14 protein-coding genes are annotated in these 16555 nt (G+C 71.0%); 9 read left to right on the top strand and 5 right to left on the bottom strand.

The genetic code is table 11. The features are described from left to right. Positions 1-1592: MFS transporter (locus CCN51_RS06255; RefSeq protein WP_425444748.1), on the bottom strand; the 1592-nt coding region annotated here is incomplete at its 3' end. Positions 1593-2046: 454 nt separating this feature from the next. On the opposite strand from CCN51_RS06255, the gene CCN51_RS06250 reads away from it, so the two are divergent. Further along, a complete protein-coding gene (locus CCN51_RS06250) occupies positions 2047-2835 on the top strand; it encodes an ABC transporter ATP-binding protein (protein WP_014176929.1) in 789 nt (262 codons plus the stop codon). Next, the gene (locus CCN51_RS06245; RefSeq protein ID WP_014176928.1) at positions 2832-5411 is read left to right on the top strand and encodes an ABC transporter permease; all 2580 of its coding nucleotides are present in this window, start codon (positions 2832-2834) and stop codon (positions 5409-5411) included. The genes CCN51_RS06250 and CCN51_RS06245 overlap by 4 nt, the downstream gene beginning before the upstream one ends. Before the next feature lie 108 nt (positions 5412-5519). Here the strand turns inward: CCN51_RS06245 and argJ are convergent, their stop codons facing one another. Further along, a complete protein-coding gene (gene argJ, locus CCN51_RS06240) occupies positions 5520-6719 on the bottom strand; it encodes a bifunctional glutamate N-acetyltransferase/amino-acid acetyltransferase ArgJ (RefSeq protein WP_014176927.1) in 1200 nt (399 codons plus the stop codon). A 65-nt stretch (positions 6720-6784) separates the two neighbouring features. Then, positions 6785-7963 carry a MerR family transcriptional regulator gene (locus CCN51_RS06235; RefSeq protein ID WP_014176926.1) on the bottom strand — a complete coding sequence of 393 codons (1179 nt, stop codon included), beginning with the start codon at positions 7961-7963 and terminating at the stop codon, positions 6785-6787. A gap of 119 nt (positions 7964-8082) precedes the next feature. On the opposite strand from CCN51_RS06235, the gene CCN51_RS06230 reads away from it, so the two are divergent. Continuing rightward, positions 8083-8472, top strand: coding sequence for a VOC family protein (locus tag CCN51_RS06230; RefSeq protein ID WP_014176925.1), 390 nt, complete (start codon positions 8083-8085; stop codon positions 8470-8472). A gap of 19 nt (positions 8473-8491) precedes the next feature. On the opposite strand, the gene CCN51_RS06225 is transcribed toward CCN51_RS06230, so the two are convergent. Beyond that, entirely contained in the window at positions 8492-8911 is a 420-nt protein-coding gene (locus CCN51_RS06225; RefSeq protein ID WP_014176924.1) for a GvpL/GvpF family gas vesicle protein, read from the bottom strand. A gap of 146 nt (positions 8912-9057) precedes the next feature. Continuing rightward, positions 9058-9849 carry a FadR/GntR family transcriptional regulator gene (locus CCN51_RS06220; RefSeq protein WP_055413948.1) on the bottom strand — a complete coding sequence of 264 codons (792 nt, stop codon included), beginning with the start codon at positions 9847-9849 and terminating at the stop codon, positions 9058-9060. Positions 9850-10061: 212 nt separating this feature from the next. On the opposite strand from CCN51_RS06220, the gene CCN51_RS06215 reads away from it, so the two are divergent. From CCN51_RS06215 to CCN51_RS06190, 6 genes are read left to right on the top strand one after another with little or no spacing between them, the layout of a single operon-like run. Then, on the top strand, positions 10062-11447 hold the full coding sequence (locus CCN51_RS06215) for an MFS transporter (protein WP_014176922.1): 1386 nt from the start codon (positions 10062-10064) through the stop codon (positions 11445-11447). A gap of 55 nt (positions 11448-11502) precedes the next feature. Further along, positions 11503-13254, top strand: a complete 1752-nt coding sequence (locus CCN51_RS06210) for a dihydroxyacetone kinase family protein (RefSeq protein ID WP_014176921.1) — start codon at positions 11503-11505, stop codon at positions 13252-13254. A 22-nt stretch (positions 13255-13276) separates the two neighbouring features. Continuing rightward, positions 13277-13750 carry a ribose-5-phosphate isomerase gene (locus tag CCN51_RS06205; RefSeq protein ID WP_014176920.1) on the top strand — a complete coding sequence of 158 codons (474 nt, stop codon included), beginning with the start codon at positions 13277-13279 and terminating at the stop codon, positions 13748-13750. Beyond that, positions 13750-14547, top strand: a complete 798-nt coding sequence (locus tag CCN51_RS06200; protein ID WP_014176919.1) for a triose-phosphate isomerase family protein — start codon at positions 13750-13752, stop codon at positions 14545-14547. The genes CCN51_RS06205 and CCN51_RS06200 overlap by 1 nt, the downstream gene beginning before the upstream one ends. Position 14548: 1 nt before the next feature. Further along, entirely contained in the window at positions 14549-15376 is an 828-nt protein-coding gene (locus CCN51_RS06195; protein ID WP_014176918.1) for a sugar phosphate isomerase/epimerase family protein, read from the top strand. Next, the gene (locus tag CCN51_RS06190) at positions 15373-16248 is read left to right on the top strand and encodes a phosphogluconate dehydrogenase C-terminal domain-containing protein (RefSeq protein ID WP_014176917.1); all 876 of its coding nucleotides are present in this window, start codon (positions 15373-15375) and stop codon (positions 16246-16248) included. Before CCN51_RS06195 ends, CCN51_RS06190 begins: the two co-directional genes overlap by 4 nt. The last annotated feature ends 307 nt before the right edge of the window (positions 16249-16555 follow it).

The following is a 16555-nucleotide window of genomic DNA, read 5'->3' as shown; positions in this document are numbered from 1 at the left end:
AGCAGGGCCAGTACGGCGGCGCCCGCCGAGCCGACGTAGACGTGGTCGACGGCGGTGTCGACCGCGCGCCGCAGGTAGTCGGCGGCCTGGTCGGTGAGCGTGGCGGGGTGCTCCAGTGCGCGGGAGACCCCGTCGAGGTCGTCGGGCAGGCCGGTGCGGATGGCGGGGGGCGCTTCGTCGAGGCGGGCGGCCAGGGTGGCGTTGGCGACGGCGCCGAAGACCGCCGCTCCCACGCACTGGCCGACCAGCCGGCAGAAGAGGATCGAGGCGGTCGCGGTGCCGCGCTCGGCCCAGCGGACGGAGGACTGGACCCAGATGATCAGCGGTAGCTGGAAGAGGCCGAGGGCCGCGCCGAGTGCCAGCATGATCAGCGCGGGCTGCCAGGCGGCATCCGGGTTGGCGCCGGGGTAGGGGAGCAGCGGGAAGGCGAGCAGGACCAGTGCGGCGAACGCGATACCGGTGATGGCGCAGCGCCGGAAGCCGATCCGGTTGTAGACGCGGCTGCTCAGCGCGGCCGATATCGGCCAGCTGAGCGTCATGGCCGACAGTACGAATCCGGCCGCGATCGGGCCGAGTCCCAGGACCGACTGGCCGTAGGTGGGCAGGAAGACGGTGGGGGCGATCATCAGCAGGCCCAGCGCGGCGAGCGCGAGGTTGACGGCCGAGATCGTACGGCGGCGCCAGACCCAGCCCGGGATGATCGGATCGGCGGCGCGGCGCTCGATGAACACGGTCGCGGCCGCGCATGCCGCGCTGCCCGCGAACAGCGCGAGCGAGGGCGCGGACAGCCAGGCCCAGGCCACTCCGCCCTGTACGAGGGCGGTGAGCAGCAGCCCGCCGGTCGCGAAGATCGCGAGTGCGCCGGCCCAGTCCACACCGGCGCCGCGTGCCCCGTCCCGGTTCGGCTCGTGCAGATGGCGGACGATCAGCAGCAGCGCCACGGCGCCGACCGGCAGGTTGATCAGGAAGATCCAGCGCCAGTCGGTGTAGCCGGCGAGGAGGCCGCCGATGACCGGGCCCGCCACGGCGGACAGGGCCCATACGGAGGAGAGCCTGGCCTGGATCTTGGGGCGCTCCTCGAGCGGGTAGAGGTCGGCGGCGATGACTTGTACGGTGCCCTGCAGCGCGCCGCCGCCGAGGCCTTGGACGACGCGGAAGGCGATGAGGGAGCCCATGTTCCAGGCGCCCGCGCACAGCAGCGAGCCCAGCAGGAAGAGCACGATCCCGAAGAGCAGGACGGGCTTGCGGCCGAAGGTGTCGGAGATCTTGCCGTAGACCGGCAGGCTGACCGTGACGGCGAGCAGATAGCCGGAGAACAGCCAGGAGAAGACGGAGAAACCGCCGAGGTCGCCCACGATCTGGGGGATCGCGGTGGAGATGACGGTGGAGTCGAGCGCGGCGAGCGCCATGCCGAGCATCAGCGCGGCGGCGACGGGGCGGCGGCGGATCGGGGGTGAGAGGGCCGTCTCGGGGGTGGGTGGTCCGGTGTCCGCGTCCGTCCGCCTCCGTGCGGTGCCGCCCACCGTGGGCGCTCCCTTCTCCGGCCGAGCCGGCCGGCTGCCGTGATGCCCGTCATCAGGCCCGTAATTCAGGCCCGCAACTCATGCTCGTAACTCATGCCCGTAATTCTGTTGTACGACCCACCCTTCCATGCGGGATCGGGGGAAGGGAAGCGGGTTTACGGGCGGCCGAACAGCGGACTTGAACCTTCCGTTACGTCAGGGACCAGTCTTGACCCCGAGACGGGGTACGCCTGAGGTCTCATGCCCCTTAGGGGTCATCCACCCGTTCCTCCTACCCGGGGTTCGTACCGGCGGAGGAGGAAGGCGACCTGCGGCACTTCTAGGGTGTCTATGGTCGGCCTGACCGAGAGGGTAGGGCTAGCACCCCCATCGATACGGAGCCAGGCACCATCGCGACACCCCTCACGCCTGGATCACCCTTGAGGTACGCGGGCGGACGACCCCGGCTCGTAGCAGAGCGCACAGCACCACTCGCAGCACACGCAGCAAGACCGACAGAAGAAGACGACATAGGAGAGTCACCGTGACAACCGCTGTATCGATTCCCAAGACCGGGGGCAGTGGAGGACATACGGCTGTTGCCGCCCGTGCGCGCCAGGTCGTCAAGGCGTACGGCTCCGGCGAGACCCGTGTGGTCGCGCTGGACCATGTGGACGTCGACATTGCCCGCGGGCAGTTCACCGCGATCATGGGCCCGTCGGGCTCCGGCAAGTCGACCCTCATGCACTGCGTCGCCGGTCTCGACACCGTGACCTCCGGTCAGATCTTCATCGACGAGACGGAGATCACGGGGCTCAAGGACAAGAAGCTCACCCAGCTGCGCCGCGACCGGATCGGCTTTATCTTCCAGGCGTTCAACCTCCTCCCCACGCTCAACGCGATAGAGAACATCACGCTGCCCATGGACATCGCGGGCCGTAAGCCGGACCGTGCCTGGCTGGACCAGGTGGTGGAGACGGTGGGTCTGGCCGAGCGGCTCAAGCACCGGCCGAACCAGCTCTCCGGTGGTCAGCAGCAGCGCGTCGCCGTGGCGCGCGCCCTCGCCGCCCGCCCCGAGATCATCTTCGGTGACGAGCCCACCGGAAACCTGGACTCCCGGGCCGGCGCCGAGGTGCTGGGCTTCCTGCGGCGCTCGGTGGACGAGCTGGGCCAGACCATCGTGATGGTCACCCATGACCCGGTCGCCGCCGCGTACGCCAACCGGGTGCTGTATCTGGCCGACGGCCGGATCGTCGACGAGATGTACAACCCCACCGCCGAGCTGGTGCTGGAGCGGATGAAGAACTTCGACGCGCGCGGGCGGGTGTCATGACCGTCCTCAAGACCTCGATGCGCAATTTCTTCGCGCACAAGGGACGCATGGCGCTGTCGGCCATCGCCGTCCTGCTGTCGGTGGCCTTTGTCTGTGGCACGCTCGTCTTCACCGACACCACCAACGCCACCTTCGACCAGCTCTTCGCGAGCACCAGCTCCGATGTCTCGGTCAAGCCGAAGAAGGAGGGCGGCAGCAACAACGGCCCCCAGACCGGCAAGATCGAGACGGTGCCCGGGACGCGGCTCGCCGAGCTGAAGAAGGTCCAGGGCGTCAAGTCGGTGGACGGTGAGATCAGCACCGAGACCGTCACCGTCGTCGACAAGAACAACGACGACATCGGCCCGAAGTCCGGCGCCCCGACCGTCGCCACCAACTGGGACCCGACCGAGCTGCTGGCGGTCGACCTCACCTCCGGCCATGAGCCGCGCGGCCCCACCGAGGTGATGCTCGACGCCGACACGGCCAAGAACAAGAAGCTGAAGATCGGCGACGAGCTGCGGCTCATCGCCGTGCCCGGTGAGTTCCGCGCCAAGATCGTCGGCCTGACGACCTTCAAGGTGACCAACCCCGGCGCCACCATCGTCTACACGGACACCGCCACCGCGCAGAGCAAGCTGCTCGGCCGCCCCGACGCGTACACCAGCTTCGCGCTGACCGCCCAGCCCGGCGTCAGCAACGACCAGCTGAAGAAGAACGTGGTCGCGGCCATCGGCGACGGCTACAAGGTGCAGACGAAGGACGAGTCCGCCGAGGAGGGCAAGGACGACATCGGCTCGTTCCTCGACATCATGAAGTACGCGATGCTCGGCTTCGCCGGGATCGCCGTGCTGGTCGGCATCTTCCTCATCGTCAACACCTTCTCGATGCTGGTCGCCCAGCGCACCCGCGAGATCGGCCTGATGCGGGCCATCGGCTCCAGCCGTAAGCAGGTCAACCGCTCGGTGCTGATCGAGGCGCTGCTGCTCGGCGTCGTCGGCTCGGTGCTCGGGGTTCTGGGCGGTATCGGCCTCGCCGTCGGGCTGATGAAGTTCATGGGCAGCCAGGGCCTGAACATCAGCACCGACCAGCTGACGGTCAAGCCCGCCACGCCCATCATCGGCCTCACCATCGGCATCGTCGTCACCGTGATCGCCGCGTACATCCCCGCCCGCCGCGCCGGGAAGATCTCCCCGATGGCGGCCCTGCGGGACGCGGGGACCCCGGCGGACGCCAAGGCCGGCCGGATCCGGGGCGCGATCGGCCTGCTGCTCACGGGGGCGGGCGTGGTGGCCCTGGTCGCCGCGGCGAACGCGGACAAGGCCACCGATGGGTCGATGCTCCTGGGCCTGGGCGTGCTGCTGACCCTGATCGGCTTCATCGTCATCGGTCCGCTGCTGGCCGGCCTGGTGGTCCGGGTGCTGGCCGCGGTCATCCTGCGGATCTTCGGCCCGGTCGGCCGCATGGCCGAGCGGAACGCGCTGCGCAACCCCCGGCGCACCGGCGCCACCGGCGCCGCCCTGATGATCGGCCTCGCGCTGGTCGCCTGTCTGTCGGTGGTCGGCTCCTCGATGGTCGCCTCGGCCAGCGATGAGCTCGACAAGTCGGTCGGCGCGGACTTCATCGTCCAGTCCGATGGCGGCAAGCCGATCACCGGGGATGTCGTGAAGGCGGTGCACGCGGCGAAGGGCCTGGACCACGTCACCGACGTCAAGAACCTCAACGACACCAAGATCACCACGCCCGACGGCAAGACCAGCACCGACAATCTGGTCGCCGCCGACCCGAAGTTCGCGGACGATCTGCGCACCCCCGTTGTCGACGGCACGCTCTCCGACGCCTACGGCAAGGACGCCATCTCGGTGTCCGAGGACTTCGCCAAGGACCACAAGGTGAAGATGGGTGACACCCTCACCGTCACCTTCGTGGGCGGCAGGACCGCGGCCAAGCTCAAGGTCGCCGCCATCACCTCGGACGACACCTCGCTCAACAAGGGCGCCAAGTATGTGAACATCACCACCGCCGAGCGCTATATCCCGGCCGACAAGATGCCGGTGAACGCGATGATGCTCGCGGCCGCCAAGGACGGCCAGGAGAAGGCGGCCTACGCCTCCCTCAAGGCCCAGCTGGACGACTACCCGCAGGTCAAGGTCCGGGACCAGACCGACTACAAGAAGATGATGAAGGATCAGATCGGGCAGCTGCTCAACCTGGTCTACGGCCTGCTGGCGCTCGCGATCGTCGTCGCCGTCCTCGGCGTGGTGAACACCCTGGCGCTGTCGGTCGTCGAGCGGACCCGGGAGATCGGCCTGATGCGCGCCATCGGCATGTCGCGCCGTCAGCTGCGCCGCATGATCCGCCTGGAGTCGGTCGTGATCGCGCTGTTCGGCGCCCTGCTGGGCCTTGGCCTCGGCATGGGCTGGGGTGCGACGGCGCAGAAGCTGCTGGCGCTCGAGGGCCTGAAGACCCTTGAGATCCCGTGGTCGACGATCATCACGGTCTTCATCGGCTCGGCCGTGGTGGGCCTGGTCGCCGCCCTGCTCCCGGCCTTCCGGGCGGGCCGGATGAACGTGCTGAACGCCATAGCCACGGAGTAGGCACCCAGGCCACTGCCCCTTCGTGGGGGTGAGGGGCAGCGGAGACCGGTCCGGCGCGCTCGAAGAGAGCGCGCCGGACCGGCCGCTTTTGGGCTGCGAAGTCTCGCGTCAGGAGGTGTAGTCGGCGTTGACGCGTACGTAGCCCGCCGACAGATCGCAGCCGTAGACGGTGGCAGCGGCCTCTCCGAGGCCCAGGGACACCGAGATGTCGACCTCGCTCTGCCGCATGAGCTCGGTGAGCCGGTCCAGGGTGTCCGCCTCCGGCTCCTCGGGGTAGACCTCGATGCCGCCGAAGCGCACGCTCACCTTGGCCGGTTCGATATCGGTGTCGTCGGTGTTCTTGCCGATGGCCATCAGGACCCGCCCCCAGTTGGGGTCCGCCCCGTGCACGGCCGTCTTGACCAGCGGCGAGTTCACCACGCTCTTCGCAACCCGCTTGGCCTGCGCGCGGTCCCCGGCCCCGTCGACGGTGACCCGGAGCAGCTTGGTGGCGCCCTCCCCGTCCATGGCCATCTGCAGGGTCAGATCCAGGCACACCTCTGCGAGCGCGGCGGCGAACTCGACCTGGTCGACCGGCCCCGCCGCGCCGTTGGCGAGCACGGCCACCGTGTCGGAGGTCGAGGTGTCGGTGTCCACGCTCAGACAGTTGAAGCTGCGGTCCACCGCCCCGCGCAGCGCGGCGTCCAGCGCGCCGGGCGGGATGATCGCGTCGGTGAAGAGATAGGCCAGCATCGTGGCCATATTGGGCTCCAGCATCCCGACGCCCTTGGCGACACCGACGATCCGTGCCGCCCCGACCGAGCGCGCACTGGTCTTGGGCCGGGTGTCGGTGGTTATCATCGCGCGGGCCACCCGCTCGGTCCCGGCGTCGAAGGCGGCGGCGCCCTGGGCGAGATGCGGCTGGTCCAGGTGTGTACGGATGGCGTCCATCGGCAACGGGCGCCCGATCACACCGGTGGAGCCGATGAGCACCTCGCTCTCCGCGACCCCCAGAATCCCCGCGACGCGCGCGACCACCTCCGCGGCGTTCCGCTCTCCCTCCTTGCCGGTGGCCACATTGGCGTTCTGGGCCAGGGTGACCACCGCCCGCAGCCGCCGTCCGGCGGCATGGCGGCGGCTGAGCACCACGGCCGGGCCCGCGAAGCGGCTGAGAGTGAACATCGCGGCGCTGACGGCGGGCCGGTCCGAGGCGACGACCGAGATGTCGTCGCCGCTTTCGCGGATGCCGCCGTGGCCGGTGTAAGCGTGGAAGCCGCGCGGCCAGGCCGGTGGGGCGGAGACACCAAGGGATGCATGACTATTCTGCATGGCGCATATATTTGCATCCATGGCCGGGCCGGTCCAGCGGATATTTCGCGTACGGACCTTCCCTTCTAGCTGGTGGCGGCGGCGTTCCGTACCGGCATGACCAGGGTGGTGAAGCTCCCCTGGTCGGCGGAGCGGACGACGACGGGCCGGGCCTCGGACGCGATCTCCAGCAGCACATCGGGCCCCACGCTCGCGTCGAGCGCCGGCAGCAGGACGCCGGGGTCGAAGGCGATCCGCAGCGGCGGCCCCGTGCGGATCGCGCGCAGCGCGGTCGCGCCGGGCCGCTCGGCGTCCTCGGCTTCCTCGGGTATCTCTGTGGGTTTCTCTGTTGAGATCAGGAGGTCGTCCCCGGTGGTGGTGAGAGTGATCGCCCGGTGGCCGGCGTCCAGGCGGTCCGCGACGGCCCGCCGTAGCCCGCCCCGGTCGGCGATCACCCGGTGCCGGGCGGCCCCGAGGTCGTCCAGCACCATCCGGTACGCGGGGAACACCTCGTCGGAGCCCGCCAACTCCCGGCACTCGCCGCCGCCCCGTACGCGGGCCTGCCGCCCCTCGACCTCGACGGCGACCTCGGGCAGCCGCCGGGCCCAGGCCGCCGTTTCCGTCAACTCGTCGATGTCCAGCAGCAGTTCGCACGGCTCGCCGGTGATCGACAGCGGCCGGAGCGCCCGTACGGCCAGCCGGTAGCGGTCCGTGGCCACCAGCCGGATCTCCTCGCCGTCGATCTCGACCAGTACGCGGCCGAGCACCGGGAACTCCTCCCGGGCCGCGCCCGCCGCCACCGCCGAGCCCACCTGCCGCACCGCGCCCGCCAGCTCGGCCCCGCCGACGCTGACCTCGGCGCGGCGTGTGCCCCCGGGCAGCGCGCGCAGGATCTCCTCGAGCGCCGCGCGGGCCGCCGCGGCCGACTCCCTCGTCCGGCCCAGATGTCCCCGCAGCACCTCGCGGGCGTCCTCGTACGGCCCGTCCAGCACGGCCGCCGCATCGACCAGCGGCAGCTCGGCCTCCCGCAGCCGGCGCAGCAGCGCGGCGCGCGGCGCTTGCGTCTCGGCGTAGTAGCGGTAGCCGGTCGCCGTGTCCACGTGGGCGGGCCGCAGCACCGCGCAGTCGTCGTAGAACCGCAGTGCGCTCGGCGCCAGCCCCACCCGCCGGGCGAAGGCGCCGATGCTCAGCAGGCCCTCGGTGGCGTCGTTGCCGACCATGTCGTCCGTGTCATGCGTGTCATGCGTGTCATCCGTGTCGTTCATGGGCGCGATTGTTGGGCTTCATGCGGCTTGAAGGTCAAGAAAACTCCTCGCGCGGGAGGCGATGAGTTCCGTCGGGCCGGGCGGTCCTACAAGCAGAACCGTTCCCCAGGGAGATCATCATGACCGACAGCACCAAGGGCACCCGCATCACCGAGCTGGGCAGGGTGGCCGTGCCGGTGTCCGACCAGGACCGGGCGCTGGACTTCTACGTCGGCACGCTCGGCTTCGAGAAGCGCGCGGACGTCCCGTTCGGCGACGGCCACCGCTGGATCGAGGTGGCGCCGGTCGGTGGCGCGACCGCGATCTCGCTGGTCCTGCCGCGCGAGGGGCAGTCGCCCGGCGTCGAGACGGGCGTCATCTTCGTGAGCGAGGACATCGACTCCGACCACGCCGCACTGCTGGCCCGCGGCGTCGACGCGGACCCGGAGGTCGCGCGGTGGGGCGCCCCCGTGCCGCCCATGTTCAGCTTCCGTGACCCGGACGGCAACAGCTTCATGATCGTGCAGTGAGCGTCCGGCCCGGCGGCGTTCATCCCCACCCGACGCGGCCCGTGAGCGGGCCCAGGGCGGCGAGGAAGGACTCCTCCTTCTCGCGCAGGGCCGCGCGGACCCGTCCATCCCCGAGATAGAGCGTCGCGAAGGGCAGTGGCACGGTCGGTGTCACGGCCGACGCGGCCATGATCACCTCATGGTGGGCGCGGGCGCAGCGCCCCAGTTCATCGCGGTCGGTGAGCCGCTGCCGCAGCGCGTCCTCCGTGAAGTCGGCGGCGGACACGTCCTGGACGACGGCGGTGAGCGGGCCCGCGGCGAGGGTGCGGACCGGGGCCGCCTTGTCGAGCCCCGGGAGCCCCACCAGGGCCGCCGGGTCGCAGTGCCGGCAGACGGCGAAGGCGTAGGTGACCGTGGGGAGTTGACGGGGCGCCGACTCGTCGGGCTGGTCGGGTGCCATGCGTCCGTCCTCTCCTCGTCGCGAGGGCGCTCGGCTCATGTGCGTCGCCGCCGGCCCATATGAGGATCAGTCTGGGTGCATGGCGCGCTCGGCCGCGCCTTGAGGTGGGCCAATACGGTGGCCCGGCCTTGATCCGCCCCGCACGTCTACGCGCCGCCGCCCGGAGCGGTACCCGAAGCCCCGCCCTCCTCCGCGCTCAGCGAGGACCACAGCCGCTCGCTCGCGCACTGCATATGCTCCGCCATGGCCCGCTCGGCCGCCTGCGGATCGCCGTCGCGGATGGCCTGGAGGATCGCGCCGTGTTCCTTCAGCGTCCCGGCCACCGTGCCCTCGATGTCGCCCGCGCGCTCCATCCACACCTGGAGCAGCGAGCGGATGCTGTGGAGGATGTCGCTGAGGACGGTGTTGCGCGCGATGGTGGCGGTCTCCAGGTGGAAGGCGATGTCGGCGTCGATGAACGCCGTGACGTCGCCGCCCGCCTCCCGCATCCGCTCCAGATGCGCCTCGAGCCGTTCGACGTCCGTGTCCTCGGCGCGCTCGGCCGCCAGCCGGGCGGACATGGCCTCCATGAAGGTGCGGACCTCGACCAGGTCGTGGGTGCGGCGCTGGCCGAGCATCAGCCCCCAGTTGATGGCCCGGGGCAGGAACTCCGACGTCCCGGCGCGTACGTAGGAGCCGGAGCCGGGGCGGATCTCGATGATGCCGAGCACATCGAGCGCCGAGAGCGCACCCCGCACACTGGAACGGGCGACATTGAGCGCCTCGGCCAGCTGGCGCTCGGCGGGCAGCCGGGTGCCGGGCTTCAGGTGGCCCTCGGAGAGGTGGTCCAGCAGCCGCTTGGCCACCTCGCTGACCGATGACTCCCGGACGACCGGGCGCAGCAGCGCGGTGAAGTTCGGCTGGTCGGGCTCGGCGCTCACGTGGCGTTTTCCCCTCATGGACTCGGGTCCTCGGACATACCGACCCCCTAGTACATCACCAGCGGCGACGGCCCGGGGCGGCAGTGCTGACCTAAGCGCTGGAGGGCCGCCCGTCAAGAGTTTCAAAAGCGACACACATCACTTTGGTTAATTGGTGACCAATTTTCGGAACGTGGCCTAGCGTGTAGCCACCCCGCAGGACAAAGCCGTCCGCTCAGTCAGGAGCCGCCATGGGCACTGTCGCCCCATCCCCCGTCATACGGGACGTCGAGAGATCGGCCGTCAAGAAGGTCGCGCGGCGTCTCGTCCCCTTCGTCGCCCTGATGTTCTTCGTGAACTTCCTGGACCGGACCGCGGTCTCGTTCGCCGAGCCCAACGGCATGGGCGATGACCTCGGCCTCTCCGCGGCTCAGTTCGGACTGGCCTCCGGCGTCTTCTTCATCGGCTACATCCTGCTGGAAGTGCCCAGCAACATGGCCCTGCACCGGTTCGGCGCCCGCCGCTGGCTGGCCCGGATCATGGTCACCTGGGGGATCGTCTCCCTGCTGTTCACCTGGGTGCAGAGCACCGGGCAGCTGTACGGGCTGCGCTTTCTGCTCGGCGTCGCCGAGGCAGGCTTCTTCCCCGGGGCGATCCTCTACCTCAGCCAGTGGGTCCCGGCCCGCCATCGCACCAAGATCCTGGCGCTGTTCTACCTGGCCCAGCCGCTGACCACGGTGATCGGCGCCCCGCTGGCCGGGCTGCTGATCAACCAGCACGGTGCGTTCTTCGGCCTCGACGGCTGGCGCTTCATGTTCCTCGGCGTGTCCATCCCCGCGATCCTGCTCGGCGTCATCGCCTGGTTCTATCTGATCGACCGGCCCGCCGATGCGAAGTGGCTGACCCGGGAGGAGAAGGACTGGCTCACGGCCGAGCTGGCGCGCGAGAACGGCACGAAGACGGACGGCGCGAAGGCAGCCTCCGGGCACGGCGGGCGCGGTGCGCTCAAGGCGGCGTTCACCAACGGCCGGGTCTGGGCCCTCTCCCTCGTCTACTTCGGCTTCATCTACGGCCTCTACGCCCTGGCGTTCTTTCTCCCCACGATCATCAGCGGCTTCGAGGAGCAGTACGGCACCCACTTCTCCGTACTGGACAAGGGCCTGATCACCGCCATCCCGTACCTCCCCGCCGCCATCGCCCTGTTCTTCTGGTCCCGGCACGCCACCCGGCACGGGACGCGCGCCTGGCATGTCGCGGGACCGGCCGCGGTCGGCGGGATCAGCATCCCGCTGGCCCTCTACATGGGCTCGCCGAGCGCGACGATCGCGGTCATCACCGTCACCGCGTGCTCGATCTTCGCCGCGCTGCCCACCTTCTGGTCGCTGCCGTCCCAGTTCCTCACCGGAGCCGCCGCGGCCGCCGGTATCGCCCTGATCAACACGATGGGCAATGTCGCGGGCTTCGCCGCCAGCTACATCACCGGCTGGCTCAAGGACTTCAGCGGCTCCTACTACCTTCCGCTCTTCGTCGTCGGCGGCTTCATGCTCCTGTCGGCCGTCCTGATGCTCTGGCTCTCCACCCGGCCCCTGCCCCAGGCCGCGGACGCGGAGCAGGAGTTGATCACGACCGGGCACTGACCGACCGGGTACTGACCGTCACCACCCCTCACCCGTGGCCCGGAGGCCGCCTGCCATGACTCGACTGTTCAACACCCCCGCCGCCTTCGCGGACGAGGCCCTGGAGGGCTTCGTCGCCGCCCACCGCAGATGGGTGCGGCGCGTCCCCGGCGGTGTCGTCCGCGCCACCCCCACGGCCCCGGGCCAGGTGGCGGTCGTCATCGGCGGCGGCTCCGGCCACTACCCGGCCTTCTCCGGTCTGGTCGGCCGGGGCCTGGCCCACGGCGCGGCGGTCGGCAACGTCTTCGCCTCGCCCTCGGCCCAGCAGGTCCACCAGGTGGCGAAGGCCGCGCACGGCGGCGGCGGGGTGCTGCTGACCTTCGGCAATTACGCCGGTGACGTGCTGCACTTCGGGCAGGCCGAGGAGCGGCTGAACGCCGAGGGCATCGACTGCCGGACGGTCGTCGTCACCGACGACATCTCCAGCGCCCCCGCCGAGGAGTCCGCCAAGCGCCGCGGGGTCGCCGGGGACCTCGCGGTGTTCAAGACCGCCGCCGCGGCGGCCGAGGCGGGCCTGCCCCTGGACGAGGTCGTACGCCTCGCCCGGCTGGCCAATGCCCGCACCCGCTCGTTCGGCATCGCCTTCTCCGGCTGCACCCTGCCCGGCGCCGACGCCCCGCTGTTCACCGTCCCCGAAAGCCGGATGGCGGTGGGCCTGGGCATCCACGGCGAGCCAGGTCTGTCCGAGGCCGCGGTGCCCACCGCCGACGAGGCGGCCGAGCTGCTCGTCTCCACGCTGCTGGGCGAACTGCCGGAGGGCGTGGAGACCCCGCGCGGGCTGCGCGCGGGCGTGATCCTCAACGGGCTCGGCGCGGTCAAGTACGAAGAGCTGTTCGTGGTCTACCGCACGGTGGCCCGGCTGCTGGACGAGGCGGGCGTGGTCGCCGTCGACCCGGAGGTCGGCGAGCTGGTCACCAGCTTCGACATGGCAGGGGTCTCGCTCACGCTCTTCTGGCTGACCGAGGAGCTGGAGCCGCTGTGGACGGCCCCGGCCGACGCGCCCGCGTACCGCAAGGGGGCGCTGGGGCCGACCGCTGACGTCAGCCCTGAGAGCCCTGAGAACCCTGAGAGCCCTGAGGAACAGCCCGAGCAGACGACCGTCCCCCAGGCGAGCGAGGAGTCGCGCGCGGCGGCCCGTACGGTGCTGGACGCGCTGGCCGCCGTCGTACGGACCGTCGACGAGCACGCCGACGAGCTCGGCCGCATCGACGCGGTCGCGGGCGACGGCGACCACGGCATCGGCATGCGGCGCGGCTCCGAGGCCGCGTACGAGGCGGGGCGCCGCGCCCTGGGCCTCGGCGCGGGCGCGGGCACCCTGCTGTGCCACGCCGCCGACGCCTGGGCCGACCGGGCCGGCGGCACCTCCGGAGCCCTGTGGGGCGTCATCCTGCGCCAGGTCGGCACCGCCCTCGGCGACGCCGACCGGCCCGACGCGGCCGCCGTCGCCACCGGTGTGGCCGCCGCCGCCGACGGCGTCATGCGGCTCGGCAAGGCGGAGGTCGGCGACAAGACGATGGTCGACGTGCTGGTCCCGCTGGCCGGTGCGCTCGGCGAGGCCGTGGCCGAGGGGCAGCCCCTCGCCGCCGCCTGGGACGCCGCGGCCACCGCCGCCGAGGCCGCCGCCAAGGCCACCGCCGAACTCCTCCCGCGCCTGGGCCGCGCCCGCCCGCACGCGGAGAAGTCCCTGGGCACCCCGGACGCCGGTGCGGTGTCCCTGGCCCTGATCGCCCGCGCCGTGCACGGCGTACTCGCTGCGAAGAACGATTGAGATGGAAGCTGAGATGGCTCAGATGAACGACAAGCTCCGCATCGTCGTCGGCTCCGACGACGCCGGCTACGACTACAAGGAGATCCTGAAGGCGGACCTGGAGGCCAGCGAGCTGGTCGAGTCCGTCCAGGACGTGGGCGTGGACGCCGATGGCCACACCGCCTACCCCAAGGTCGCCATCGCCGCCGCCGAACTGGTCGCGGCGGGCAAGGCCGACCGCGCGCTGCTGGTGTGCGGCACGGGCCTGGGCGTGGCCATCGCCGCCAACAAGGTCAAGGGCATCCGGGCGGTCACCGCCCACGACAGCTTCTCCGTCGAGCGCGCCATCCTCAGCAACAACGCCCAGGTCCTCACCTTCGGCCAGCGCGTCGTCGGCCTGGAGCTGGCCCGGCGCCTGGTGCGCGAATGGCTCACCTACCGCTTCGACACCTCCTCCGCGTCGGCCGCCAAGGTCGAGCTGATGTGCGCGTACGAAGAAGAGGGCACGGCAGCCTGATGCCCCGACCCGCTTCCGTCACCATCGGCGTGAGCCTCAAGATGTACTTCGGCCACCACGAAACGCTCAACTGGTGCCGCCGCATCGCGGACATCGCCGACCGCCACCCGGCCGTCACCGGCGGCCTGGCCGAGGTCTTCGTCCTCCCCTCCTTCCCCACCCTCGTCCCGGCCGCCGGCCTGCTGGCCGGCACCGGGGTGCGGGTCGGCGCCCAGGACCTGTGCGCCCAGGACACCGGGGCGTACACCGGCGAGGTCAGCGGCGCCCAGCTCAAGGAGATCGGCTGCGGCTACGCCGAGGTGGGGCACGCCGAGCGACGCCGCCTCTTCCACGAGGACGAGGCGGTCGTGGCCGCGAAGACCGCCGCCGCGCTGCGAGGCGGCCTCACGCCCGTCCTGTGCGTCGGCGAACCCGAGCGCACCGACGCGGCGCAGGCCGCAGCCCGCTGCGTCGCCGAGGTCGAGTCCGCCCTCGCGGACGCCGAGCGGGCCGGGACGCTCGGCCCGCTGGTCGTGGCGTACGAACCCCAGTGGGCCATCGGCGCGCCCGAACCGGCCTCGCCCGAGCACATCCGCGCGGTGTGCGCCGCGCTGGCCGCGTGGCTCGCCGGGCGGGGGCCGCTGGCCGGCAGCCGGGTCGTGTACGGCGGCAGCGCGGGGCCCGGTCTGCTCACCCGGCTCGGCCCCGAGGTCGGCGGGCTCTTCCTGGGCCGCTTCGCCCACGACCCGGCGGCGTTCGAACAGATCCTGGATGAGGCGATGGCCCTGCACGGGACGCCTGTCGCGGGGGGTGTGTGAGATGGCCCTCGGCCTGAGCACCTACGCGTTCTTCTGGCAGATCTCCGGCAAGGCACCCAAGCGCCTGACGCTGCCGGACATGCTGCACCGCACCCGCGAACTGGGCGTCGGCGTCTTCCAGATCTGCGACTATCCGCTGATCGAGACGTTCGACGACGCTGAGCTGGCGGACCTCCGCGCCCTCGCGCGGGACCTCGGTATCCAGCTGGAACTCGGCACGCGCGGGGTCCGCCCGCCGCATCTGCTCCGGTACCTCGACCTGGCGGACAAGCTGGGCGCGACCTTCGTCCGCTCCATGCTCAACACCAACGACCACCGGCCGACCGTGGACGAGGCCACCGCCCTGCTGCGCGAGACGCTGCCCGGGTACGCCGAGCGCGGGGTGACGCTGGGCCTCGAGACATACGAACAGGTCTCCACCGACGACCTGCTGGCCGTCGTCACCGGCGTCGACAGCCCGCACCTCGGCGTCTGCCTCGACCCCGGCAACAGCGTGGCCCGCCTGGAGCGGCCCGCCGACGTCATCGACCGCACCGCCCCGTACGTGGTCAACATCCACGTCAAGGACTTCTCCTTCACCCGCCGCGACGGCTGGGTCGGCTTCACCTTCGCCGGCTGCCCGCTGGGCGAAGGACTCCTCGACTACGGCCACATGGTCGGCGCGGTCCGCCCCGAGGAGCGCGGCGTCAACCAGATCGTGGAGCACTGGCTCCCCTGGCAGGGCGGTTTCGAGGAGACCGCCCGGCTCGAAGACGCGTGGACCAAGCACAGCGTCACCACCTTGAACACCCTGATGCACCCTGATGCCCTGATGAGGAGCGCCTCATGACCACCCCCACAGCCCACGAGCCCAAGACTGTCGCCGTCGTCGGCGCCGCCGGAAAGATGGGCCTGCGCGTCTCGGCGAACCTCGAAAAGAGCGACTTCCGCGTCCTGTTCAGCGAGAACTCCCCCAAGGGCCAGGAGATCCTGGCCGAACTGGGCCGCGAGGTCATCGACTCCGCCAAGGCCGCCGCCGAGGCGGATGTCGTCATCCTGGCCGTCCCCGACCGCGTCCTCGGCGCGGTGTCCGAGGCGCTGGTGCCGGTGATGAAGCCCGGTTCGGTCGTCCTCACCCTCGACCCGGCCGCCGCCTACGCCGGTCTGCTCGCCCGCCGCGACGACGTCTCCAACGCCTGCGCGCACCCCTGCCACCCCTCGGTCTTCCTGGAGCGCACCACCAAGGAGGAGTGGGCCGACACCTTCGGCGGCATCGCCGCGCCCCAGGAGGTCGTCGCCGCGTTCGAGTCCGACGACGAGGCGGCCCGCGAGCTGACCGAGACGGTCATCCGCACCATGTACGCGCCGGTCGTGGACGTCCACTGGGTCACCGTCAAGCAGCTGGCGGTGCTCGAGCCCACCCTCGTCGAGACCATCGCCTGCATGGTCGGTGCCCTGCTGACGGAGGCGCTGCACGAGACCGTCCACACGGTGGGCGTCCCGGAGTCCGCCGCCCGTGCGATGCTGCTGGGCCACACCCAGGTCGCCCTCGCCAACACGCTCAAGGGCGACAACCCGTTCTCGGACGCGTGCCTGATCGCGATGGACTACGGGCGTGAGTCGATCGTCCGCGACGACTGGAAGAAGGTCTTCCAGGACGACGAGCTCGACAAGGTCATCACCCGCATGCTCAAGATCAAGGAGATCCGCCGCGCGGCGTGAGCACGGCTGCCTCCGGCCGTCGTGGGGCGCGACGGGCTGGCGCCGCTGGGCAGCATTCGACCCGGCCGTCTGCCCCGCCGTCTCGCGCCTTCGGCGCACTGCGGCCGGCGAGAGGCGGGGTGGGCGGCCCGGTCCGGTGCGCGGTGCGGGTTTGGTGTGCGGTGGGGGTGGGTGTGTGGTGGTGCCGCCGGGGCTCGCCCCACCCCACCCCTTTTAAAAATGCTTGCTTCAGGTCAAGCGTTTTTAAAAGGGGTGGGGTGTCCGGGGGCCTGCTGGCTCAGTCTGCGGCGAGCCGGCCGAAGACGTC

This window comes from Streptomyces milbemycinicus, assembly GCF_002154605.1.
GTDB classification, from domain to species: domain Bacteria; phylum Actinomycetota; class Actinomycetes; order Streptomycetales; family Streptomycetaceae; genus Streptomyces; species Streptomyces milbemycinicus.
The sequence above is the reverse complement of the archived record's forward strand: the minus strand, read 5'-3'. Positions and strand labels throughout refer to the sequence as shown.